Here is a 17,671-nt window from a genome sequence, read left to right on the forward strand (position 1 = left end):
GATTATCACGAGGTGAGACGAGCAGAAAGTAAAATATATGAGCATAACTATGCTATGTGTTAGGGCTGTGGGCACATCTACGTTGTCCACATTGCTAGCATCTTTTATGGTTTTATAGGAGATGCTGTGTGAGAGTATGAGTGTATGAAGACGAGAACTGAGTATGATTCTATGGGTGGAGTTGAGGTGCCGAAAGATCGGTATTGGGGGGCGCAAACCCAGCGTTCTATTGAGAATTTTCCGATTGGGGAAGCGGCGAGTATGCCTCTGCGCGTCATCCGAGCTTTTGGTGTTTTAAAGAAAGCGGCAGCTTTGACGAACTGTAAGTTAAGGGTGTTGGATGAAAAAAAGGCGGAGTTGATAAGTAAAGTTTGTGATGAGATTATAGACGGGAAGCTAGATGACCATTTTCCTTTGGTCATTTGGCAGACCGGGTCTGGGACGCAGACGAATATGAACGTCAATGAAGTGGTAGCGAATCGCAGCCATGTGTTAGATGGTGGGCAATTGGGCGAAGGTGAGAGATGGGTGCATCCAAATGATGATGTGAACTGTTCTCAGTCATCGAATGATACTTTTCCTACCGCTATGCACATTGCAGCGTATGAGTTGTTAGTCGAAGAGACGATTCCTAAAGTGAGGGGATTACGTGATGCTTTAGCAGTGAAGTCTGAAGAGTGGTCTGGAGTGGTGAAGATTGGGAGGACACATTGGATGGATGCGACCCCGTTGACATTAGGCCAGGAGTTTTCGGCTTATGTGGCACAATTGGATTACGGGCTAAAATCTTTGGATCGTTCACTTGAGCACTTAAGCGAACTGGCTCTAGGTGGAACAGCTGTGGGAACAGGCTTGAATACGCCGGAGGGTTACGCTGAGGCTGTCGCTGAAAAAATTTCAGCTTTGGCGGGGCATCCATTTAAATCGGCAGCAAATAAGTTTGAAGCTTTAGCGTCACATGATGCTATTGTTGAGTCACATGGAGCTCTCAAACAGTTAGCGGTGAGTTTAACTAAGATCGCAAACGATATTCGATTGTTAGCTTCTGGTCCTCGGTGTGGAATTGGAGAGCTTAAGCTATCAGCCAATGAGCCTGGGTCGTCAATTATGCCGGGGAAGGTGAATCCAACGCAAGTAGAGGCGTTAACGATGGTTTGTGCGCAAGTGTTAGGAAATGACACAACAATCAGTTTTGCGGGTGCGAGTGGTCAGTTTGAGCTAAATGTGTACAAGCCAGTGATGATTCATGCCTTTTTACAGTCTGCTGAGTTATTAGGAGATGCATGTGCGGCATTTACTGAGCGCTGTGTTGTCGGAATGGAGCCAAACCGAGAGAGAATAGAGGAGCACTTAAGTAACTCTCTAATGCTTGTAACGGCGCTGAATCGTCATATCGGCTATGACAAGGCAGCGGAAGTTGCGAAGAAAGCGTATACAGAGAATATATCACTGAAGGATGCGGCGGTCGGGCTCAAATTACTGACAGATGAGCAGTTTGATAGATGGGTGCGAGCCGAGGATATGGTAGGGTTTATATAGCCATTAAAATAACCACTATTCCTGTTATCAGTGAGTGGGATTCATCAATAAACTACACGATTGTTCTAACAACTCAGTGTGACATAGTTTATGTTCACAAGTGGTATTTAGCGTGCTAGTTTGCGCGTAGGATGATCACCGAGCACGAGAGAAATACCCCCGAGCGTGTACGTTTGGAAGAAGAAGCTTCACGCGAACGAAACTGGAAACGATGGGGCCCATATTTGGCGGAGCGTCAGTGGGGGACTGTGCGTGAGGATTACTCAGAAGGAGGGGATGCGTGGAATTATTTTACCCATGATCAAGCGCGTAGTCGTGCATATCGGTGGGGTGAGGATGGTCTGTTAGGTTGGTGTGATCGGAAGTCGCGAGTAAATTTCGCTCCTGTGTTGTGGAATGGGAAGGATCCTATTTTAAAGGAGCGACTTTTTGGTTTGAGTGGAACGCAGGGAAATCACGGGGAAGATGTCAAAGAGTGTTATTATTACCTAAATAGCACGCCGACGCATTCGTACACGCGAGCTCTTTATAAGTATCCGATTGCGGAATTTCCTTATGAAGATTTGGTGAAGACCAATCGAGAGCGTGGGCCTGAGGAGCCTGAGTACGGTATTGAAGACACAGGAGTGTTAGAGGATGGCATGTACTGGGATGTGGAAACAACGGTGGCGAAAGCGAAACCGAGCGATTTGTGTTGGAGGCTTCGCCTTACGAATCGCAGCTCGGAAGAGCAGACCATTCACGTGTTGCCGAGTGTCTGGTTGCGCAACAGCTGGGCATGGGGCGATGATCATTTTGAGTCAGATTGGGAAAAGCCAAGTATCAAATTAGAAGGTGATCGCTTAGTAATTGATCACTGTGATATGGGTAAATTTCATTTCTATTTGGACGAAACGGCAGGAGTGCCAGTGGAATGGTTGTTTACTGAAAATGACTCAAACTTGCACTCGCTTTATGGGCAGGAAAATAAGGTGGAGTATACAAAAGACGCATTTCACGATTATGTGATTGATGGTCGCGAGGAAGCTGTAAATCCTGCAATGAAGGGAACGAAAGCGGCGGCATGGATGAAAGTTACGGTTGCAGCAGGAGAGACTTTTGAGGTTCGCAGTCGTTTGATCGCGGTCGAAGACGATCATGGGCAGCGATTTGAGGATTTTGAGGAAGTCATTTCTTCTCGTGAAGTTGAGGAGTTTGGGTTCTACGATAGCATGCTGCCGGAAGGCTTGAGCGAAGAAGAGAGGAGGGTGGCAGTTCAAGGCTATGCTGGGCTGTTGTGGTCTAAGCAGTTTTATTATTACATCGTGAAGCCGTGGCTGCATGGTGATAATGGAGTGGAAAACGCAACTCCTTCTCGATTGTACGGGCGGAATAAGGACTGGCGTCACATGTTCGCGCGAGATGTCTTGTCGATGCCAGATAAGTGGGAGTACCCGTGGTTTGCATGCTGGGATAGTGCGTTTCACATGGTGGCCTTCGCACGTTTGGATCCAGACTTTGCCAAGAAGCAGCTCTTACTTTTCTTAAGGGAATGGTACTTGCACCCGAATGGTCAGATCCCAGCTTATGAATGGAATTTCTCTGATGTGAATCCACCAGTGCATGCTTGGGCGGTGTGGCAGGTACATCAGATTTTAGAGAGTAAGGGAATCGCAGATCTTGATTGGTTAGAGCGTGCGGTACAGAAGCTCTGTCTTAATTTTACATGGTGGGTGAACCGCAAGGATCACGATGGGAACCATTTGTTCTCTGGTGGTTTTTTAGGCTTGGATAACATTGGAGTGTTTGATCGTTCTCAGGATTTAGGTGATGGAGCGCGCTTGTTGCAGGCTGATGGCACAGCTTGGATGGGTGGGTTCTGTTCTCAAATGTTAGAGATGTGCCTGAAGCTTGCTGAGACACGTCCAGCATACGAGGACATGGCCTCGAAGTTCTTTGAGCATTTCATCCGCATTGCGCGTGCAATGAATGAAGAAGATGGGCGAGGTCTGTGGTGTGAGGATGATGGTTTTTACTATGATCAGTTAGTCTTAAAAAATGGGCAGAGAATTCCGCTGAAAGTCCGTTCGATGGTTGGATTGTTGACCATGATGGGCGTGGCTGAAATTGATATGAAGCAGGTGGATAAAATGCCTGGTTTCAAGAAGCGTCTCAATTGGTTTATTGAGAATCGCCCAGATCTTGCTGAGTACACGACCTATCGAGACGAGCAGCGTGATGATAAAGAATCTCGTTTGTTAATGCTTCCGCTGCGAGACCGTTTTGAGAAATTATTGGTGCGGATGTTAGATGAAGATGAATTCTTATCTGACTACGGTTTGAGGTCGCTTTCAAAGTACCATAAGGAGCACCCGTATAGTATTGTTTGGAAAGGTGAGGAGCACACCGTGGGCTATGTGCCAGGTGAATCTGATGATTATATGTTTGGTGGAAACTCTAACTGGCGTGGACCGATTTGGTTCCCTGTAAATTATATCATCATCGCTTCACTGAGAAAGTATCAGCATTTTTATGGCAATAACTTCCAAGTTGAGTTTCCAACAGGCTCAGGAGTGAAGTTAAGTTTGGGTGAGGTCGCAGACAAGATTAGCGACCGCCTCGTAGGAATGTTCTTACCTGATGCTAATGGTAGTCGTCCCTGTTTGAGTAACATGGATAATTATCGACAAGGGCAAGATTGGGAAGAGCTAGTGCTATTCTATGAGTATTTTAATGGTGACACAGGTCAGGGGCTCGGTGCTAGCCATCAGACTGGATGGACGGCATTGGTGGTGACATTGATGCGTTATCGTGCCACCCAGTTGGCGAAACAGAAGGCTAAGGGTTGATTCGCAATTACGTGACTAACAGCCCAGCGCAGGTGCTAACAAAAAGGTTTTGGACGACCATTTTCATTTAGCGTCTGGTTCTAGCGCTACTCATGAGTTCGACCACGAGTCGGTGAAGCACCATGCGGTGATCGAGGCTGGTGGTCACGAGGGAACGATCGGCATCGAGGCTAGATTCCATGGCCTTCTTTAATGCTGTGAGCGGGAAGGCTTGGGCGTCGCGGGCTGCGAGGAAAAGTGGGTAGGCATTGACTCCGCCCGCTTTTTTCTGAGGGAGCCAAGCGCGTTCCATTTCAGGTAAATTGTCGAGAGCTCCGGCAAATGCTTTGTAGTTATGGCTGGGGAGTTTCATGTTCTCACCCGCTGCGCGCGCCATGAAGAGGTTGCGGATGGTGGGGATGAGTGATGCCCGGAGAATGGCGATGGCTGATTCACCGCGGTCGAGTTGCTGGTCGATGAGTTCGAGCGCGCGTGCGCCGTCGCGTTTTTGCAATGCACGGCCTACTTCGAATACGAGTCCAGCTCGAGAAAGGGGAACCATTTTACGAATGTCATCGAGTTCTACAGTGCGGCGGTCTTTCCCGAGGTAGAGATCGAGTTTATTGATTTCGACATTGATTTGGCGGGTGTCTTCGCCAGCTAGCATGACGAAGAGCTCCATCGCATCAGCCGTAAAATTGAGATCTAACTCTTTCGCTTTTTTTTGCACCATCATGGCGACTTGCTCTTCCCAACCGTCTTTTGAGGTGTCGAGTTTGTTGTGCTCGATGAGGGTTGCATTGTCCTTGAGCCATTTGAAGAAGGCTCGACGTTTATCGATTCCTGTGGCTGAGAGTATGAAAGTGATGTCGTCTCCTAGGCCCGCTTCGAGCGTGTCTTTGAGTGCTTCGACTCCGACTTTAGCACGTTCGGCCTCGCTGGTTCTATCGGATCCCATGAAGGTGGCGCGCTTGAGCCAGACAATTTTTCCACCGCCGAAGAAGGGAAGTGTCTGCAGTGCCTGAATCGTCTTGGAGCAGATCTCGTGGGCGTGCTCCGCATTGTCGGCGTTGCCATCGACAATGTCATTGGCGAAGTCGTCTCCGTCATCAGGCTTGAGTTGGTTAAAGAGTTTGAGTGCGGCTTCTGCACATGCTCCGTCATCAGTGCCGTAGATTACGTGGATATTGCTGGTTGGCATTTATTAGAGAGTGTTAGTCTAGAATGTAGTCTAACATGATCGACTGTAGACTGGTGTAAAAGTGGTAACGAATGATAGCAGCTTTAAGTGATGGGTCTTCGTACTCTAAAGCTTCTTCATCGATGTCGTTTTCGTACTGGCTGATTTCATGACGCTCCTCGAGTGAGAGTCGAGCTTGGTTGAGTGCGCCAAACCAGATATCAGCTTCTTCCGAGGTAATGAAGAGTGAGCCAGTGAGGTCATTGCCTTTTTCAGCTGTACTGATGGCGCGAGAGACGTGAAGGATCTGCTCGTTGAATTGGTCAGAAAGTTCGGGGGTGATGAGTTCATTCCAGTCCTCGTCAGCTGCCATGAAGTCGGCTAGCTTGTCGGCGAGAGGTTCGTCGGGCATATGGCTGGCATCGGTACAGATCATTTCTAACACCAGCCAGTCGGTAGGGGACTCGGCGTCGATGCGCAGACTTTTATCGAGTGTAGGAGCGACTCTCATTGGGATTTTTGGATAGAGGCTTTGAGCTGGTGGGAGTGGAGCTGCTGGACGTAGAGCTCGGCTTTTTCTTTTTCACCAGTCCAGACGATGGACTTTCCGGCATTGTGCACCTCTAGCATAAGTTGTTCAGCTTTCTCTTTATTGTAGCCGAAAATGCGTTTGAGAACGAGGGTCACGTAAGCCATTAGATTGACTGGATCATCGAAAATCACAACCGACCACGGTGGAGAGGTCTCGGTTTTTGATTTTGTGCGCGTTGTGGTGCTGGGTGATTCCGGTGGCATTTGTGTAAGATATTGACGTGGTGTGGCCGATGCTTCAACCCGTAAGTAATAAAAAGCCACAGGAGCGTGTGCTGCTGTGGCTTTCTAGAAATATTTAATCGATCGTGCTGTTTACTTACTTCGATTGTTCGAGCATGCGAATGATTGGAGCTTCAGCGCGTTGGCGGATTTCTTCAGGCATCTCGACTGTAGGAGTGAGGTCGCGCAGGCAATCACGAAGCTTTTCCATGGTGTTCATTTTCATGAAGTGGCAGTCGTTGCAGGCGCATTTATCTGTTGGTCCAGGGATGAGGTTCTTGTCCGGTGCTTCTTTTTGAAGGCGGTGGAGCATGCCTGACTCGGTCACCACGATAATGTCTTTGACGGGTGCGTTTTGGCAGTATGCGATCATTTTCTCGGTAGAGCAGACTTCATCGGCGAGCATTCTTACAGCAGTGGTGCACTCTGGGTGAGCGACGACGAGAGCCTCAGGATATTCTTCTTTGATGGCATTGATCGAGTTCTGGGTGAACTCGACGTGAACGTAACAGGAGCCCTGCCAGAGATCCATTTTACGACCAGTTTGTTCCATGACCCATGCGCCGAGGTTGGCATCAGGCACGAAGAGAATCGGGCGATCTGCGGGAGCTTTGTTGACGATGTCGATGGCGTTACCGGAAGTGACGATGACATCGCAGAGAGCTTTTACGCCGCCAGAGCAGTTGATGTAGGCTATGACGTAGTAGTTTTTTTCCTTGTTAGTTTCGAGGAATGCGGCGAGGTCTTCTGCTGGGCAGGATTCCTCAAGTGAACAACCGGCATCGCGATCTGGGAGAACGACGGTCTTGTTCGGGTTGAGAATTTTGGCAGTTTCAGCCATGAAATGGACGCCGCAGAAGGCGATGACGTCGCAATCGGTTTCCTGAGCTTTGTATGCGAGGCCAAGTGAGTCACCCACGTAGTCGGCGATGTCTTGGATTTCACCCACTTGGTAGTTGTGGGCGAGAATAACGGCATTGCGCTCTTTCTTGAGCTGCAAGATTTCTTCTTTGAGGTCAATAGCAGTGGTAGCCATGGAAAAATTTTCAGTTGGCAGTTATCAGTTTGCAGGTGAGTCACTTGCTTTGTCAAATGATTGCATAGAACTGAAACTGTGTGAGGAACGGAAAACGGACAACCCAGTGAAATGGGGTGTCCGTTGATGGAAATATTTAGATGTTGAAATCTAGTTGGTTGTTTGGTCTAGCCCTTTTATTGGGCTTGTCGACCGGTTGCTTGGCAGAGTCTAGCGTGAAGCTGCTGCTGCTGCTGCAGGAGCTTGTTTTCTTGCAGGTGCATTTGCCGCTGAGTTCGATGCAGGCGTTGAAGACGGAGCGCCAACAGTGGATTTACCAACGAAGATAGCACCAGCTTCGATAGAAAGCGTAGCGGCTTTGATGTCGCCGACGAGTTCAGCATTTGCCTTCAGTTCAACGCGGTCTGAAACTGTGATGTTGCCGTGAACTTTACCGTAGATGACTACAGAACGAGTGCGGATTTCTGCGCGTACGCGAGCATTTTCACCGACTGTAAGTGAACCATCAGAATCGATTTCACCTTCGATCTTACCGTCGACTACAAGGTCATTGGTAAAGCGAACTTTACCTTTGATCTCCACATCAGAGCTGAGCATGTTGCGGCCACTGCCTGCGGCGATTTGAGAAGTGTTGGACTTCTGTGTCGGGCGGGATTCAGCTACTGGCTTTTGTGAAGCTGCAGCGGGTGTGCTTGAGCTTTGGGACGGGCTTGGAGCTGGCTTTGATGAAGGTGAGGAGGATGCGGAAGATGTGTTGCTTTGTGAGCCTTGGTCTTCGTTTTGGTTGCTGATATATTTTTTGAATACAGACACGGTTGATTATGAATGGTTTGTGATTATTGTGAGTGACTAAATAGATCGCTCTGAAATGCGGAGAATTTACTGCTGCGTATATATCGTTTACTCGCTAGCTTGTGAATTTTTTTCGTCTTTTTCTTCAGAAAGCGTATTTTCTTGTAAATCGGCTTCTGGAGTAGCTGACTTTTTAGCTTTGGCTTTACGCGCTTTTGCTTTCCGTTGCTTCTTCTCAGGAGCGGCTTCTTTGGATGTAGGAGCTTCAGCTTCGGTCACTTCAGGTGAAGTAGGAGCGATGCTCGGCTCAGGAGTTGTCTTCTTTTCTACTTCTTTTGGAGCTTCTGCTGTGAGTAGGCGGAGACGAGTATTTGCGATCTGAGTATAGCCAGCGAATTTGTTCACAGTGCCGATAGTGTCACCGGTGCCAGCAGCATCCGCAACTAGGTTGATGACTTCATTGTAATTTTGCTTTGCTAGCTCGGTGTCACCTTTTGCTTTAGCAATGTCACCAAGGCCGATTTTCGCTACAGGTGCGATGTACTCGGAATTTGCGATGTCTTCGACGGAGCTGAGCTGCGCTTGCGCTTCATCAAGTTTTCCTTCGTTGAGGAGGCGGAGGCCGAGGTTAGTAGTCGCTGTGGCGAGAGCTGGGTGATTCGGGTAGTTGGAGATGAAATCACGAAGCGCATCGATAGCAGCTTGGTTCGACTCGAGAGCCTTTTCGTTGGCAAGAAGTAAGGCTGCAGATCCAGCGGATGCGGATGTGCTGTGCTGAGAGATGACTTGTTGAATGTCTGCACTTTGTTCAGCGGCTGCGAGAGCTTCGCCAGCTTCAGCGGCTTTCATTTCAGCAAAACTTGTGTAGCCAACGTAACCGAGGACTCCGAGGAAAATAACGACAGCTCCACCGATGAGGAGCTTCTGGTTCTCTTCGAGAAAGATGTCAAATTTAGAAGGACCGTGATCGATCTCTGCAATAGGTGTGGGTGTATCGTCCATTTGTTCTGCGTGGTGGTAAGAATCTGAGCTCCATCTTGCAAGTAATAAAGACAGTGGAGCAAAGGAAATTACAGGTGTTAAGAGCTTCTGTACAAAGCGCTGATTCAATTAGGCTTGAATTGTGCTATGTTGGCTCTAGATCCGTTGCTTATAAATAAAGGACTCAAGGGCTATTACTTATGAAATCTAAACTAAATGACGCGTTGCTCTACGGAATAGTGGACATGGGCTATACCAATTCAGAAAATGTAGAAGCGGTGGCGCATGCGTTGGTGAAGGGCGGGGCTGGCATTATCCAGTTGCGTGCGAAGGGAGTCTCTGCCGCAGAGATAGAGCGTTTGGCGTTGCTGATCCAGCCAGTTTGCAAAGCTGCAGATGTACCATTTATTGTGAATGATTTTCCTGCTATCGCGAAGAAGATTGGAGCCGATGGGGTGCACATCGGTCAGGATGATGGAACTTTAGAGCAGGTGAGAGCTGTGGTAGGGGAAGAAATGATCGTCGGACGTTCGACGCATTCTCCAGATCAGGCTGAAGATGCATTGTTAGATGGTTTTGACTACATTGGCTTTGGCCCACTTTTTCCAACGCCAACCAAAAAGGGACGTCCGGGGATCGGAGTCGATGAGGTCAAGCGTGTGCAGGGAACGATCGGAACACGCATTCCTGTTTTCTGCATCGGTGGCATTAAAAGAGATAATTTAGAGGAGGTGATCGGAGCTGGTGCGCGGCGGGTGGTGATCGTTTCTGATATTTTAGGCGCAGAGGATATTTTCGCGGCCGCTCAGTCTGTGGTTGATCAGTTAGGGAAAGCCGAATAACACATTTTCATGAGTAAAAAATCAGTCATCGTGGGCGGCACAGTCGCAATCGACAACGTAAAAACGCCGACCGCAGAAGGAAGAAACCTTCTTGGTGGTTCTGCTGCCTACGCATCCTTAGCGACGAGCTATTATCATGATGCTGTGAATCTAGTGGGAATTATTGGAAACGATTACCCGCAAGAGCATCTCGAGATGTTAGCATCCCATGGTGTGAACTTGGCTGGTGTTGAACGCTCTGAAGATGCTTCATTCACTTGGTCTGGCGAGTACATGGCAAACATGAACGACCGCGAGACGCATGCTGTGGCATTGAATGTGTTAGAGGGCTGGAAGGTGAAAGTTCCTTATGAAATTGCTCAGAGTGAGATCGTCGTGTTAGCGAATATGTCTCCTGAAAATCAGCTGGAAATGCTCGATGGCTGTAAGGCTGAAAGCCGATATGTCATCGCAGACACCATGGATCTCTGGATTGCTATAGCCAATGAAAAGCTTCACGAAGTGCTGCAGAAGATTGACCTGTTAGTGATCAATGAATCTGAAGCGCGCGAGTTTGCTCAGACTTCGAATTTGGTTCTGGCTGGTGAGCGCTTGTTAGAGAAAGGACCTGAGCACGTGATCATCAAGCTCGGTGAATTTGGTGCGATGCTGTTTGCAAAAGATGGCACACTCTTTCGTTGTCCGGCATGGCCGCTCAAAGATGTGGCGGATCCCACTGGAGCTGGCGATTCTTTCCTCGGAGGTATGGCAGGCTACCTAGCGAGCCTGGAAACGGATACTTATAGTTTTGATGATCTCAAACAGGCGATGGTGCGCGGCACAGTGGCTGCGAGTTTCACATGCGAAGCCTTTTCAACGCAGCGCCTCCAGTCAGCAACGCGCGAAGATCTCGATGCTCGGATGGCGAAATTGAAAGAGATTTCCAGCTGGTAGGCCTACAAATAGCATGCTCGCTTTTCAGCATACATGCATCGCGACCGATGCATGTAAGTGTGTGTCTTTGTTTTATCTGTTTGCTCTTTAAGCATGGCACTCGGAATGAGAGTGCCAACCCGCATTAAGCGCAGGGTAATGGTTTAGAGAAATCAATCGACTTTGAGTGGGGGCGTGGTGTCTGTGTTAGCTTGCTCGAGCTGCCCGGCTTAATCGATTTTTAGTTTTATTTGAGGCTTAATACCATTCTCCCGGCTATATTGTCGGAATGGATGATTTTAAGCAACTATTAGACAAGCAAATATTAGACAGACAACTATTAGAAGAGTACTGGTTTTCTTTTAGTTAGCGTGGTAGTGTGCTCTCTATGGCTAAAGCTCGTATCTTGGCCCCATGGGTCGGCAAAGAGGAGAAATCGGCTATTTATCATTGTGTGTCACGTGTGGTAGAGCGCCGTTTTCATTTTAAGAAGCTCGAGAAGGAGCAATTTATAAAGTTCATGCGTCTGTATGAAGCATTCTGCGGTGTGCGGGTGCTGAGTTACTGTGTGATGAGTAATCATTTCCACTTGTTAGTAGAGGTGCCGCCTCGACCTGAAGGAGGATTGAGTGACGCAGAATTATTGGATCGATTAGGTTTGGTGATGCCGAGTGCAGAAGTTGAGGTGATAGCGAAATCGCTCGCTTTGTTGAGTTCTGCAGCAGCTACTCCAGAAGGCCAAAAAGCGTACGACCAGCTACGGGAACGCTACTTCTCGAGGATGTGGGATCTTGGGCAATTTATGAAATCGCTGAAGCAGCGCTTTAGCCGATGGTTTAATAAGGCGCATCAGCGTAAAGGCACTCTGTGGGAAGAGCGTTATAATAGCGCACTCATCGAAGAGGGACATGTCGCACGAGTGACGGCGGCCTACATTGATTTAAATCCAGTGCGGGCGGGAATGGTGGAAGACCCGAAAGATTACCGTTGGTGTGGTTACGCTGAGGCGGTGGCTGGAGGTGAAAAGGCCCGCTTAGGTATAGCTCGGGTGTTGGAGAAATGCGATGATGAACATCATACGCAGCAATTTCTAAAATCATCAGAGGTGAAGGATCGGTATGCGTGGCGCAAGATAGCAGGACGCTATCGTTTGGGCCTTTATGAAGATGCACGCGCACCAGGTGAGAGTGAGCAAGCGAAAGCTCTACAGGGGAGTAAAATCAATAAACGAAAGGGTTTTAGTGAAGATGAAATTAAGAAGGAGCAAGCGCGAGCAGGAGAGTTAAGTGCTGCTGAACTGGTGAGCAGTCGAGCGAAGTTTCTTATCGATGGAGCAGTGATTGGAAGCCAGAGCTTTGTGAATGGGGTGATTGCTCAGCTCAATGACAATGGGTATTGGCCGAAGCCACGGGTGAGTAAGGCGAGTAGGTGTCAGAGATCTGTGTCCCAAGCGCCAATCTATACTCTTCGGCAGTTGCAGTTAGAGTAAAGGGGCAAGACGGGGGAGGTGAGGTGGGTGTACAGAAGTGAGTAGGAATCTGGAGGGAGATTTCAAGGGTGTACTGTGTCCAAGAGGTGGATGATCCGTCGAAAAATGCAATTCCTTGAGTGCTTTTTATGCAGGGTGCTGGTGAGTCAGCGTGGGGGAGGCCATTTTTGTTAGAAGAAAGAGCGTTGAGTTGTAGATTTCAATTTCTCCTCGGAAGTTTGTCTGTCTTATTATGGCCGGTCTTATTATGGCCGGCGTCTTGTTCGCACTTAAATTGTTTTATAATCCAAATTTGTTCGTCAAAAGAACATTTTCTATAAATGTCATCAACAATGCCCTTTAAGGCAAAGTTGATCGTGTAGATAAGCTTATAGGAATCGACGAAGCCCATCTTCAACTTTTCGGAGATTCGATACTTCAGCTTGGTTTCGACAAATTCGCACCGATAGTGCTCTCCAAGAGGCATGCGATCCAGTATCTCAATCGGTTTATTATCTCTTCCAACTGGTGCAGGGTAACGGCAGTTCATGACAAGCTTATCTCCGCTGTTGCAGTCCTCTTTTCCAAGTACTCCGTTTCGATGTTCAAAACAGTTTCTGGCTTTGTTTACTGCTTTTAGTGCTTCGAGATACTCTTTGAAGCCTTCCTCAACCTCGAACTTTTTTACTTTCTCGGGGAACGGTTTCTTATGGAAAGCCTTCACCTTCTTTTTTATCTCTACCTTGAAGTCCTCAATCGAACAACCAACTTTCTTGAGGTTCGTTATCTCTATCATCTCGTTAGCCTTTTCTAGCGTCGACACCATGACTCTGAATAGGTCTTGAAAAAGACTTTGGTCGATTAAGATTTTCGAGTGATCAGCTAACTCTTGAAAAGAGCGACTTCTCGTTCTCATGCTGTATTCGAATTCGACGGGGAGCTTGTATTGGGCGAACTCCTCTTCGGTATCTTTGTTTAGTAAGAAATGGAGATATTTGTAATTCAGAAACCATTCCTCTAGTTGGGTGTTCGTCACGTTTGCGAGGAGAAGTGGATTGTAGCGAATCTGCCCGTAACCTCCTGGAACGTGTTCGTAGTATATGGTTTCCATTCTTATTTTTGCGAACGTCATAGCATAGCCGCCACAGACGGGAGGGCGATGTATGACTTGTTGTTTGGAGTTATAATTGAGTGAAAACTTGGCTAGCGTGCGCCGTCTGTGGTTGGCTACTGCGCCTTGTTCTCCATTTTTATTGTTTTATGGGTTCACCTGTTTCTACGTTGATCCCATCTACTAATCGAAAAAACTCTTCTTGAGAATACTCTTTGTTCCTTATGTAGTATGGGTCATGTTGACAGGATAATGTAGTGTCTAATACTTCACCTCCTAATTGTGATATTATACTTGAAAGAGTATCTCCCAATGTTTGCCATGTTTGAATAGCCACTTCGAGGAAATCTTTATCGGGGAATTCAGGTATGCACCATTTACGCCTTAAGATGGGCCAAGAATCACAGTCAGGTCCTAAAAGACTGCGTAAAGCTTTATCTTTTTTACAAGCTACAAGAAAGCGCTGGTATGCCTCATCGCTTGACTCCCATGGCTGAATAGGAAATGAAGCTGATATTTTAGGTCGTTTTTTGCCTTCAGTTGTTCCGATGCTTCCAGAGCTATTGACTTCTAACATGCCTCTGTGAACTAAATAATCTCTTCTAGTAGAAAGAAGAGAAAATAATGGATCTTCCTTAAGTCTAGCTATGTATGGCTTAATGCTATTCTTGTAGTCTGCTCTATTTTGAAGCTCCATTGAAATTATATCAGGTATTTCTTTGGCTGAACGAATTAGGGAATTGAATGAGTATCGCACACCATCTGGGTAGTGGTAGTTTTTTTCTATTTGGTGAATATGCCAATGCACTTCAAGCCAGCGATCTAGTGACGCTTTTAGTTGTTCGTGAACGCATGACATATTTTTAGGAGGACAGTAGGTTTATTTGTCTGAGGGGAAAGTAATGAAATTCTTTCTATGTGACATTGGGAAAAGTAATGAGGGGGAATTTGCGCGGGGAAAAATAATGAATGATCTGTCATAATGGTGGGGTGGCAAACATAGAGACACTGGAAGAGCGGACACGTTAGACTTTACGGAGAAAAGGGATGTTTTATCAAACAGAAAGGTCGTCTCTTTTTTAGTGTAAGAGATTTGTTCCATTTCACAGTTTGGAGCGCCCAAGTGCTATGGGCGATAGTGTCCGGAAAGTTATCTGTCTAATATTATGGAGCGAAGGATGTGGATCGCGAACGGGATGAGGTGCAGTTGGCAGGAGTGGGTGAGGGATTTTCGGTTTGAAGACCGTTGCGCTGCTGGACGCTTAGGGATAAGCGTCCTTGCCTCATGCGGGCTTTTGCCTCGTAGGTCAGAGGGAGGTGGAACCTGTTAAAAGAAGCCAAGGGCGTCCATGTCGAAGATGATGGTGACGTCGTCTGGTGGTGGGGTGGTGGAGAGGACGCGCTGGACGTGCTGGTGGAGGGCGCGGGCTGAGGTGGATTTCAGCATGAGCTGGTAGCGGAATTGGCCGTGTGCGCGGGTGAGGGGGGAGGGCATGGGTTCGCCGAGTTCGATCTGTGGTGGGAGGTCTTTGCTGAGGCGCTTGTGGAGGTTTTCGAGGGTGAATTCGGCACGGCGTTCGTGGGTAGAGCGGGTGCCTAACAAGGCGCAGTGGGCGAAGGGTGGGTAGCCGAATTGGTTGCGGAACTGGAGTTCTTGTTCGGCGTAGCCGTCGAAGTCGTGGTGGCGGGCGAACTGGATGCTGGGGCTGTGTGGGGTGAAGGTCTGGACGATGACTTCGCCTTCGAGCTCACCGCGGCCAGCGCGACCAGCGACTTGGGTGAGGAGCTGGAAGGTGCGCTCGCCGGCGCGGAAGTCGGGGACGTGGAGTCCGAGGTCGGCATTGAGAATCCCTACCAAGGTGACATTGGGGAAGTGGAGCCCCTTGGCGATCATTTGGGTGCCGATGATGATGTCGATCTTGTGGGCTTTGAATTTATTGAGGGTGTCGCGCAGGGCGTTCTTGCGGCGCATGGTGTCAGCGTCGATGCGGGCCATGCGGGCTTGGGGGAAGACTTTCTGGATGACTTCTTCGACCTTTTGGGTACCGAATCCTTGGAGTCGGATGGCTTCGTCGCCGCAGCTTGGGCATTTTTTAGGTGGGAGTGATTGGTAGCCGCACATGTGGCAGACGAGGCGGTCATCGGTACGGTGGTAGGTGAGCGGGATGGCGCAGTGTTGGCACTCGCAGACGTGGCCGCAGGGGGGGCACTGGAGGGACCGGGCGAAGCCTCGGCGATTGAGGAAGAGGATGATTTGTTCTCCGTTTTCTAATTTTTTCTCCATCGAGACGCGGAGTCGGTCGGAGAGGATGGCGATGCGGCCTTTTTGTTTCTGTGCTTCGATGCGCATGTCGAGGACGCGCATGATGGGCATGGCCTGGGAGTCGGCGCGCTGGGTGAGGCGGATGAGTTGGTATTTTCCCGATTGGGTATTTTGGAAGGATTCGAGGGAGGGGGTGGCTGAGCCTAGGACGACAACGGCTTTTTCGAAGTGGGCGCGGAGGACGGCGATATCGCGGCCGTGGTAGCGCGGGCTGGTTTCTTGCTTGTAGGTGTTTTCGTGTTCTTCATCGACGATGATGATGCCGAGATTTGTGAGGGGGGCGAAGATGGCGGAGCGGGCGCCGATGACGATGCGGGCTTGGCCGTTGCGGATGCGGTGCCATTCATCGAAGCGTTCGCCTTGGGAGAGGTGGGAGTGGAGGACGGCAACTTGGTCCTGGAGGGCGGCGAAGCGGGATTTGAAGCGCTGGACGGTCTGGGGGGTGAGGGAGATTTCCGGGATGAGGACGAGGGCGCTCTTACCTTGGTCGAGGGCGTGTTGGACAGCTTGGAGATAGACTTCGGTTTTACCTGAGCCGGTGACGCCGTGGAGGAGAATGGGTTTGGGGATGCCATTTTCGTTGGTGGCGGGTTCGAGGATTTGTTTGAGCGCCTCAGCTTGCTCGGAGTTGAGTTGGAGTGGTTTTGACTCGAGGAACTCTTGGTCTTCATCTGGGTCGCGTCTCACCGCTTCTTCGGTCAGTTTGACGTGGCCTTTTTTTTCGAGGGATTTGACGGCGGCGCTGACGGAGCCACCGCCGAGATCCTTGAGTGGCATTGCGCCGGCATTGGCTTCTAACAACTTGAGAATGATGTGCTGCTTCGGTGCGCGTTTGGCGATTTTTTCCAAATCGTCTGTTGCGGGCATGGCGGTGAGTTCGACGACTTTGCGGGTTTTCTCGCTATGGGTGTCTTGGCGCACGGATTCGGGGAGGAGGGCGCGCATGACTTGCTCTAGCGGGGCGACGTAGTAGTTCGCGATCCACTTGCCGAGTTTCATCAGGGTGGGGGTGATGAGTGGTTCGGGGTCGATGAGGGAAGAAATCGGGCGGAGGGTGAAGTTTGTTTGTGGTGGAGGGCCGATGTCTAGGACGGTTCCAGTGGAGTCGCGATTGCGCAGAGGGATGCGAACCCGGCAGCCCGTTACGATGGGCATGTCAGTAGGGATCATGTAGTCGAAGACGAGCTCGGATGGGCCGTCGATGAGGACTCTAGCGGATTGCTGCACTGGGGGAGTGTGGAGTGGGAAGTGCGGTGTGAGAAGTGGATTGATTAAAAAAATGTAGAAAGATGTCACAAAATGAATCGCTGGGGCCAATGGCACATGAAAGACTATGGAAGCTCTAGTAATGAAACATGAAACAAAAGAGGAGACCTTTGCGGATATGGCGCGCGAGCACCACCGCGAATTGTTGGTGTATGCGCGGGCATTAACCCGTGAGACGCACCAGAGCCGAGACATCGTGCAGGACTCATTAGTTACGGCTTGGGAGAATCAAGAGCGCTTCGATGTGACGCGCGATTTTGGCTCTTGGCTGCGCGGAATTATCCGCAACAAATGGCGTGAAACGATGCGTCGAAATAACAAGCAAATAGCGATCGAAGACGAGGTGTTGGAGTCGATGGAGGCAGAAATGTTGACATGGCAAGAGCTGAGGCAGGATGGAGGTCCGGGCGTTTTCGTGAAGTTGGAAGCTTGTATAGGTAAACTCCCTGAGGCGCTGTTAGGTGCGGTGAGGAGTTTTTATTATGAAGGCTGCAGTACTGAGGAAACTGCGGAGAAGTTAGAGGTAGCAGGTGCGACGGTGAGAAAGCGTCTTGAGCGCTCCCGTGAAGCCTTGCGCCAGTGTTTAGAAAATAAATAGGAG

General features: G+C 49.1%; 15 protein-coding genes. 6 read left to right on the forward strand and 9 right to left on the reverse strand.

Annotated features, from left to right (window positions below; all coding sequences use genetic code 11):
- Positions 1 to 144 precede the first annotated feature (144 nt).
- Positions 145 to 1,539 (forward strand): class II fumarate hydratase, encoded by a 1,395-nt coding sequence (gene fumC, locus ACFPK9_RS11195; protein ID WP_377094973.1) that lies wholly within the window; start codon positions 145 to 147, stop codon positions 1,537 to 1,539.
- A 131-nt stretch (positions 1,540 to 1,670) separates the two neighbouring features.
- Entirely contained in the window at positions 1,671 to 4,367 is a 2,697-nt protein-coding gene (locus tag ACFPK9_RS11200) for an MGH1-like glycoside hydrolase domain-containing protein (RefSeq protein ID WP_377094974.1), read from the forward strand.
- A gap of 67 nt (positions 4,368 to 4,434) precedes the next feature.
- Here the strand turns inward: ACFPK9_RS11200 and holA are convergent, their stop codons facing one another.
- The 6 genes from holA to ACFPK9_RS11230 form a co-directional block, all read right to left on the reverse strand.
- Positions 4,435 to 5,547, reverse strand: a complete 1,113-nt coding sequence (holA, locus tag ACFPK9_RS11205) for a DNA polymerase III subunit delta (protein ID WP_377094975.1) — start codon at positions 5,545 to 5,547, stop codon at positions 4,435 to 4,437.
- Between the two features lie 13 nt (positions 5,548 to 5,560).
- Entirely contained in the window at positions 5,561 to 6,037 is a 477-nt protein-coding gene (locus ACFPK9_RS11210; RefSeq protein WP_377094976.1) for a DUF2017 family protein, read from the reverse strand.
- Positions 6,034 to 6,321, reverse strand: coding sequence for an ATP-dependent Clp protease adapter ClpS (gene clpS / locus ACFPK9_RS11215; RefSeq protein ID WP_377094977.1), 288 nt, complete (start codon positions 6,319 to 6,321; stop codon positions 6,034 to 6,036). The genes ACFPK9_RS11210 and clpS overlap by 4 nt, the downstream gene beginning before the upstream one ends.
- A 115-nt stretch (positions 6,322 to 6,436) precedes the next feature.
- Positions 6,437 to 7,375, reverse strand: a complete 939-nt coding sequence (gene nadA, locus ACFPK9_RS11220) for a quinolinate synthase NadA (protein ID WP_377094978.1) — start codon at positions 7,373 to 7,375, stop codon at positions 6,437 to 6,439.
- Between the two features lie 210 nt (positions 7,376 to 7,585).
- Positions 7,586 to 8,188 carry a bactofilin family protein gene (locus ACFPK9_RS11225; RefSeq protein ID WP_377094980.1) on the reverse strand — a complete coding sequence of 201 codons (603 nt, stop codon included), beginning with the start codon at positions 8,186 to 8,188 and terminating at the stop codon, positions 7,586 to 7,588.
- 87 nt (positions 8,189 to 8,275) lie between these two features.
- The gene (locus ACFPK9_RS11230; protein WP_377094981.1) at positions 8,276 to 9,169 is read right to left on the reverse strand and encodes a tetratricopeptide repeat protein; all 894 of its coding nucleotides are present in this window, start codon (positions 9,167 to 9,169) and stop codon (positions 8,276 to 8,278) included.
- Between the two features lie 179 nt (positions 9,170 to 9,348).
- On the opposite strand from ACFPK9_RS11230, the gene thiE reads away from it, so the two are divergent.
- The 3 genes from thiE to ACFPK9_RS11245 all read left to right on the forward strand — a co-directional run bounded on the left by thiE (position 9,349) and on the right by ACFPK9_RS11245 (position 12,391).
- A complete protein-coding gene (gene thiE, locus ACFPK9_RS11235; protein WP_377094982.1) occupies positions 9,349 to 9,990 on the forward strand; it encodes a thiamine phosphate synthase in 642 nt (213 codons plus the stop codon).
- Between the two features lie 9 nt (positions 9,991 to 9,999).
- Positions 10,000 to 10,923 (forward strand): PfkB family carbohydrate kinase, encoded by a 924-nt coding sequence (locus ACFPK9_RS11240; RefSeq protein ID WP_377094983.1) that lies wholly within the window; start codon positions 10,000 to 10,002, stop codon positions 10,921 to 10,923.
- A 367-nt stretch (positions 10,924 to 11,290) separates the two neighbouring features.
- The gene (locus ACFPK9_RS11245; RefSeq protein WP_377094984.1) at positions 11,291 to 12,391 is read left to right on the forward strand and encodes a transposase; all 1,101 of its coding nucleotides are present in this window, start codon (positions 11,291 to 11,293) and stop codon (positions 12,389 to 12,391) included.
- 199 nt (positions 12,392 to 12,590) lie between these two features.
- Here the strand turns inward: ACFPK9_RS11245 and ACFPK9_RS11250 are convergent, their stop codons facing one another.
- The 3 genes from ACFPK9_RS11250 to priA all read right to left on the reverse strand — a co-directional run bounded on the left by ACFPK9_RS11250 (position 12,591) and on the right by priA (position 17,031).
- A complete protein-coding gene (locus ACFPK9_RS11250) occupies positions 12,591 to 13,481 on the reverse strand; it encodes a hypothetical protein (protein WP_377094985.1) in 891 nt (296 codons plus the stop codon).
- Between the two features lie 139 nt (positions 13,482 to 13,620).
- Entirely contained in the window at positions 13,621 to 14,340 is a 720-nt protein-coding gene (locus ACFPK9_RS11255; RefSeq protein ID WP_377094986.1) for a hypothetical protein, read from the reverse strand.
- Positions 14,341 to 14,808: 468 nt separating this feature from the next.
- Positions 14,809 to 17,031, reverse strand: coding sequence for a replication restart helicase PriA (priA, locus tag ACFPK9_RS11260; protein WP_377094987.1), 2,223 nt, complete (start codon positions 17,029 to 17,031; stop codon positions 14,809 to 14,811).
- A 121-nt stretch (positions 17,032 to 17,152) separates the two neighbouring features.
- On the opposite strand from priA, the gene ACFPK9_RS11265 reads away from it, so the two are divergent.
- A complete protein-coding gene (locus ACFPK9_RS11265; protein WP_377094988.1) occupies positions 17,153 to 17,668 on the forward strand; it encodes an RNA polymerase sigma factor in 516 nt (171 codons plus the stop codon).
- The last annotated feature ends 3 nt before the right edge of the window (positions 17,669 to 17,671 follow it).

The organism is Rubritalea spongiae, assembly GCF_042652385.1.
GTDB classification, from domain to species: domain Bacteria; phylum Verrucomicrobiota; class Verrucomicrobiia; order Verrucomicrobiales; family Akkermansiaceae; genus Rubritalea; species Rubritalea spongiae.

Excerpts from the sequence above, each read along its gene's own strand:
- fumC (WP_377094973.1), top strand. The coding sequence starts at position 145 with ATGAAGACGAGAACTGAGTATGATTCTATGGGTGGAGTTGAGGTGCCG.
- ACFPK9_RS11200 (WP_377094974.1), top strand. The coding sequence starts at position 1,671 with ATGATCACCGAGCACGAGAGAAATACCCCCGAGCGTGTACGTTTGGAA.
- holA (WP_377094975.1), bottom strand. The coding sequence starts at position 5,547 with ATGCCAACCAGCAATATCCACGTAATCTACGGCACTGATGACGGAGCA.
- ACFPK9_RS11210 (WP_377094976.1), bottom strand. The coding sequence starts at position 6,037 with ATGAGAGTCGCTCCTACACTCGATAAAAGTCTGCGCATCGACGCCGAG.
- clpS (WP_377094977.1), bottom strand. The coding sequence starts at position 6,321 with ATGCCACCGGAATCACCCAGCACCACAACGCGCACAAAATCAAAAACC.
- nadA (WP_377094978.1), bottom strand. The coding sequence starts at position 7,375 with ATGGCTACCACTGCTATTGACCTCAAAGAAGAAATCTTGCAGCTCAAG.
- ACFPK9_RS11230 (WP_377094981.1), bottom strand. The coding sequence starts at position 9,169 with ATGGACGATACACCCACACCTATTGCAGAGATCGATCACGGTCCTTCT.
- thiE (WP_377094982.1), top strand. The coding sequence starts at position 9,349 with ATGAAATCTAAACTAAATGACGCGTTGCTCTACGGAATAGTGGACATG.
- ACFPK9_RS11240 (WP_377094983.1), top strand. The coding sequence starts at position 10,000 with ATGAGTAAAAAATCAGTCATCGTGGGCGGCACAGTCGCAATCGACAAC.
- ACFPK9_RS11245 (WP_377094984.1), top strand. The coding sequence starts at position 11,291 with ATGGCTAAAGCTCGTATCTTGGCCCCATGGGTCGGCAAAGAGGAGAAA.
- ACFPK9_RS11250 (WP_377094985.1), bottom strand. The coding sequence starts at position 13,481 with ATGGAAACCATATACTACGAACACGTTCCAGGAGGTTACGGGCAGATT.
- ACFPK9_RS11255 (WP_377094986.1), bottom strand. The coding sequence starts at position 14,340 with ATGTCATGCGTTCACGAACAACTAAAAGCGTCACTAGATCGCTGGCTT.
- ACFPK9_RS11265 (WP_377094988.1), top strand. The coding sequence starts at position 17,153 with ATGAAACATGAAACAAAAGAGGAGACCTTTGCGGATATGGCGCGCGAG.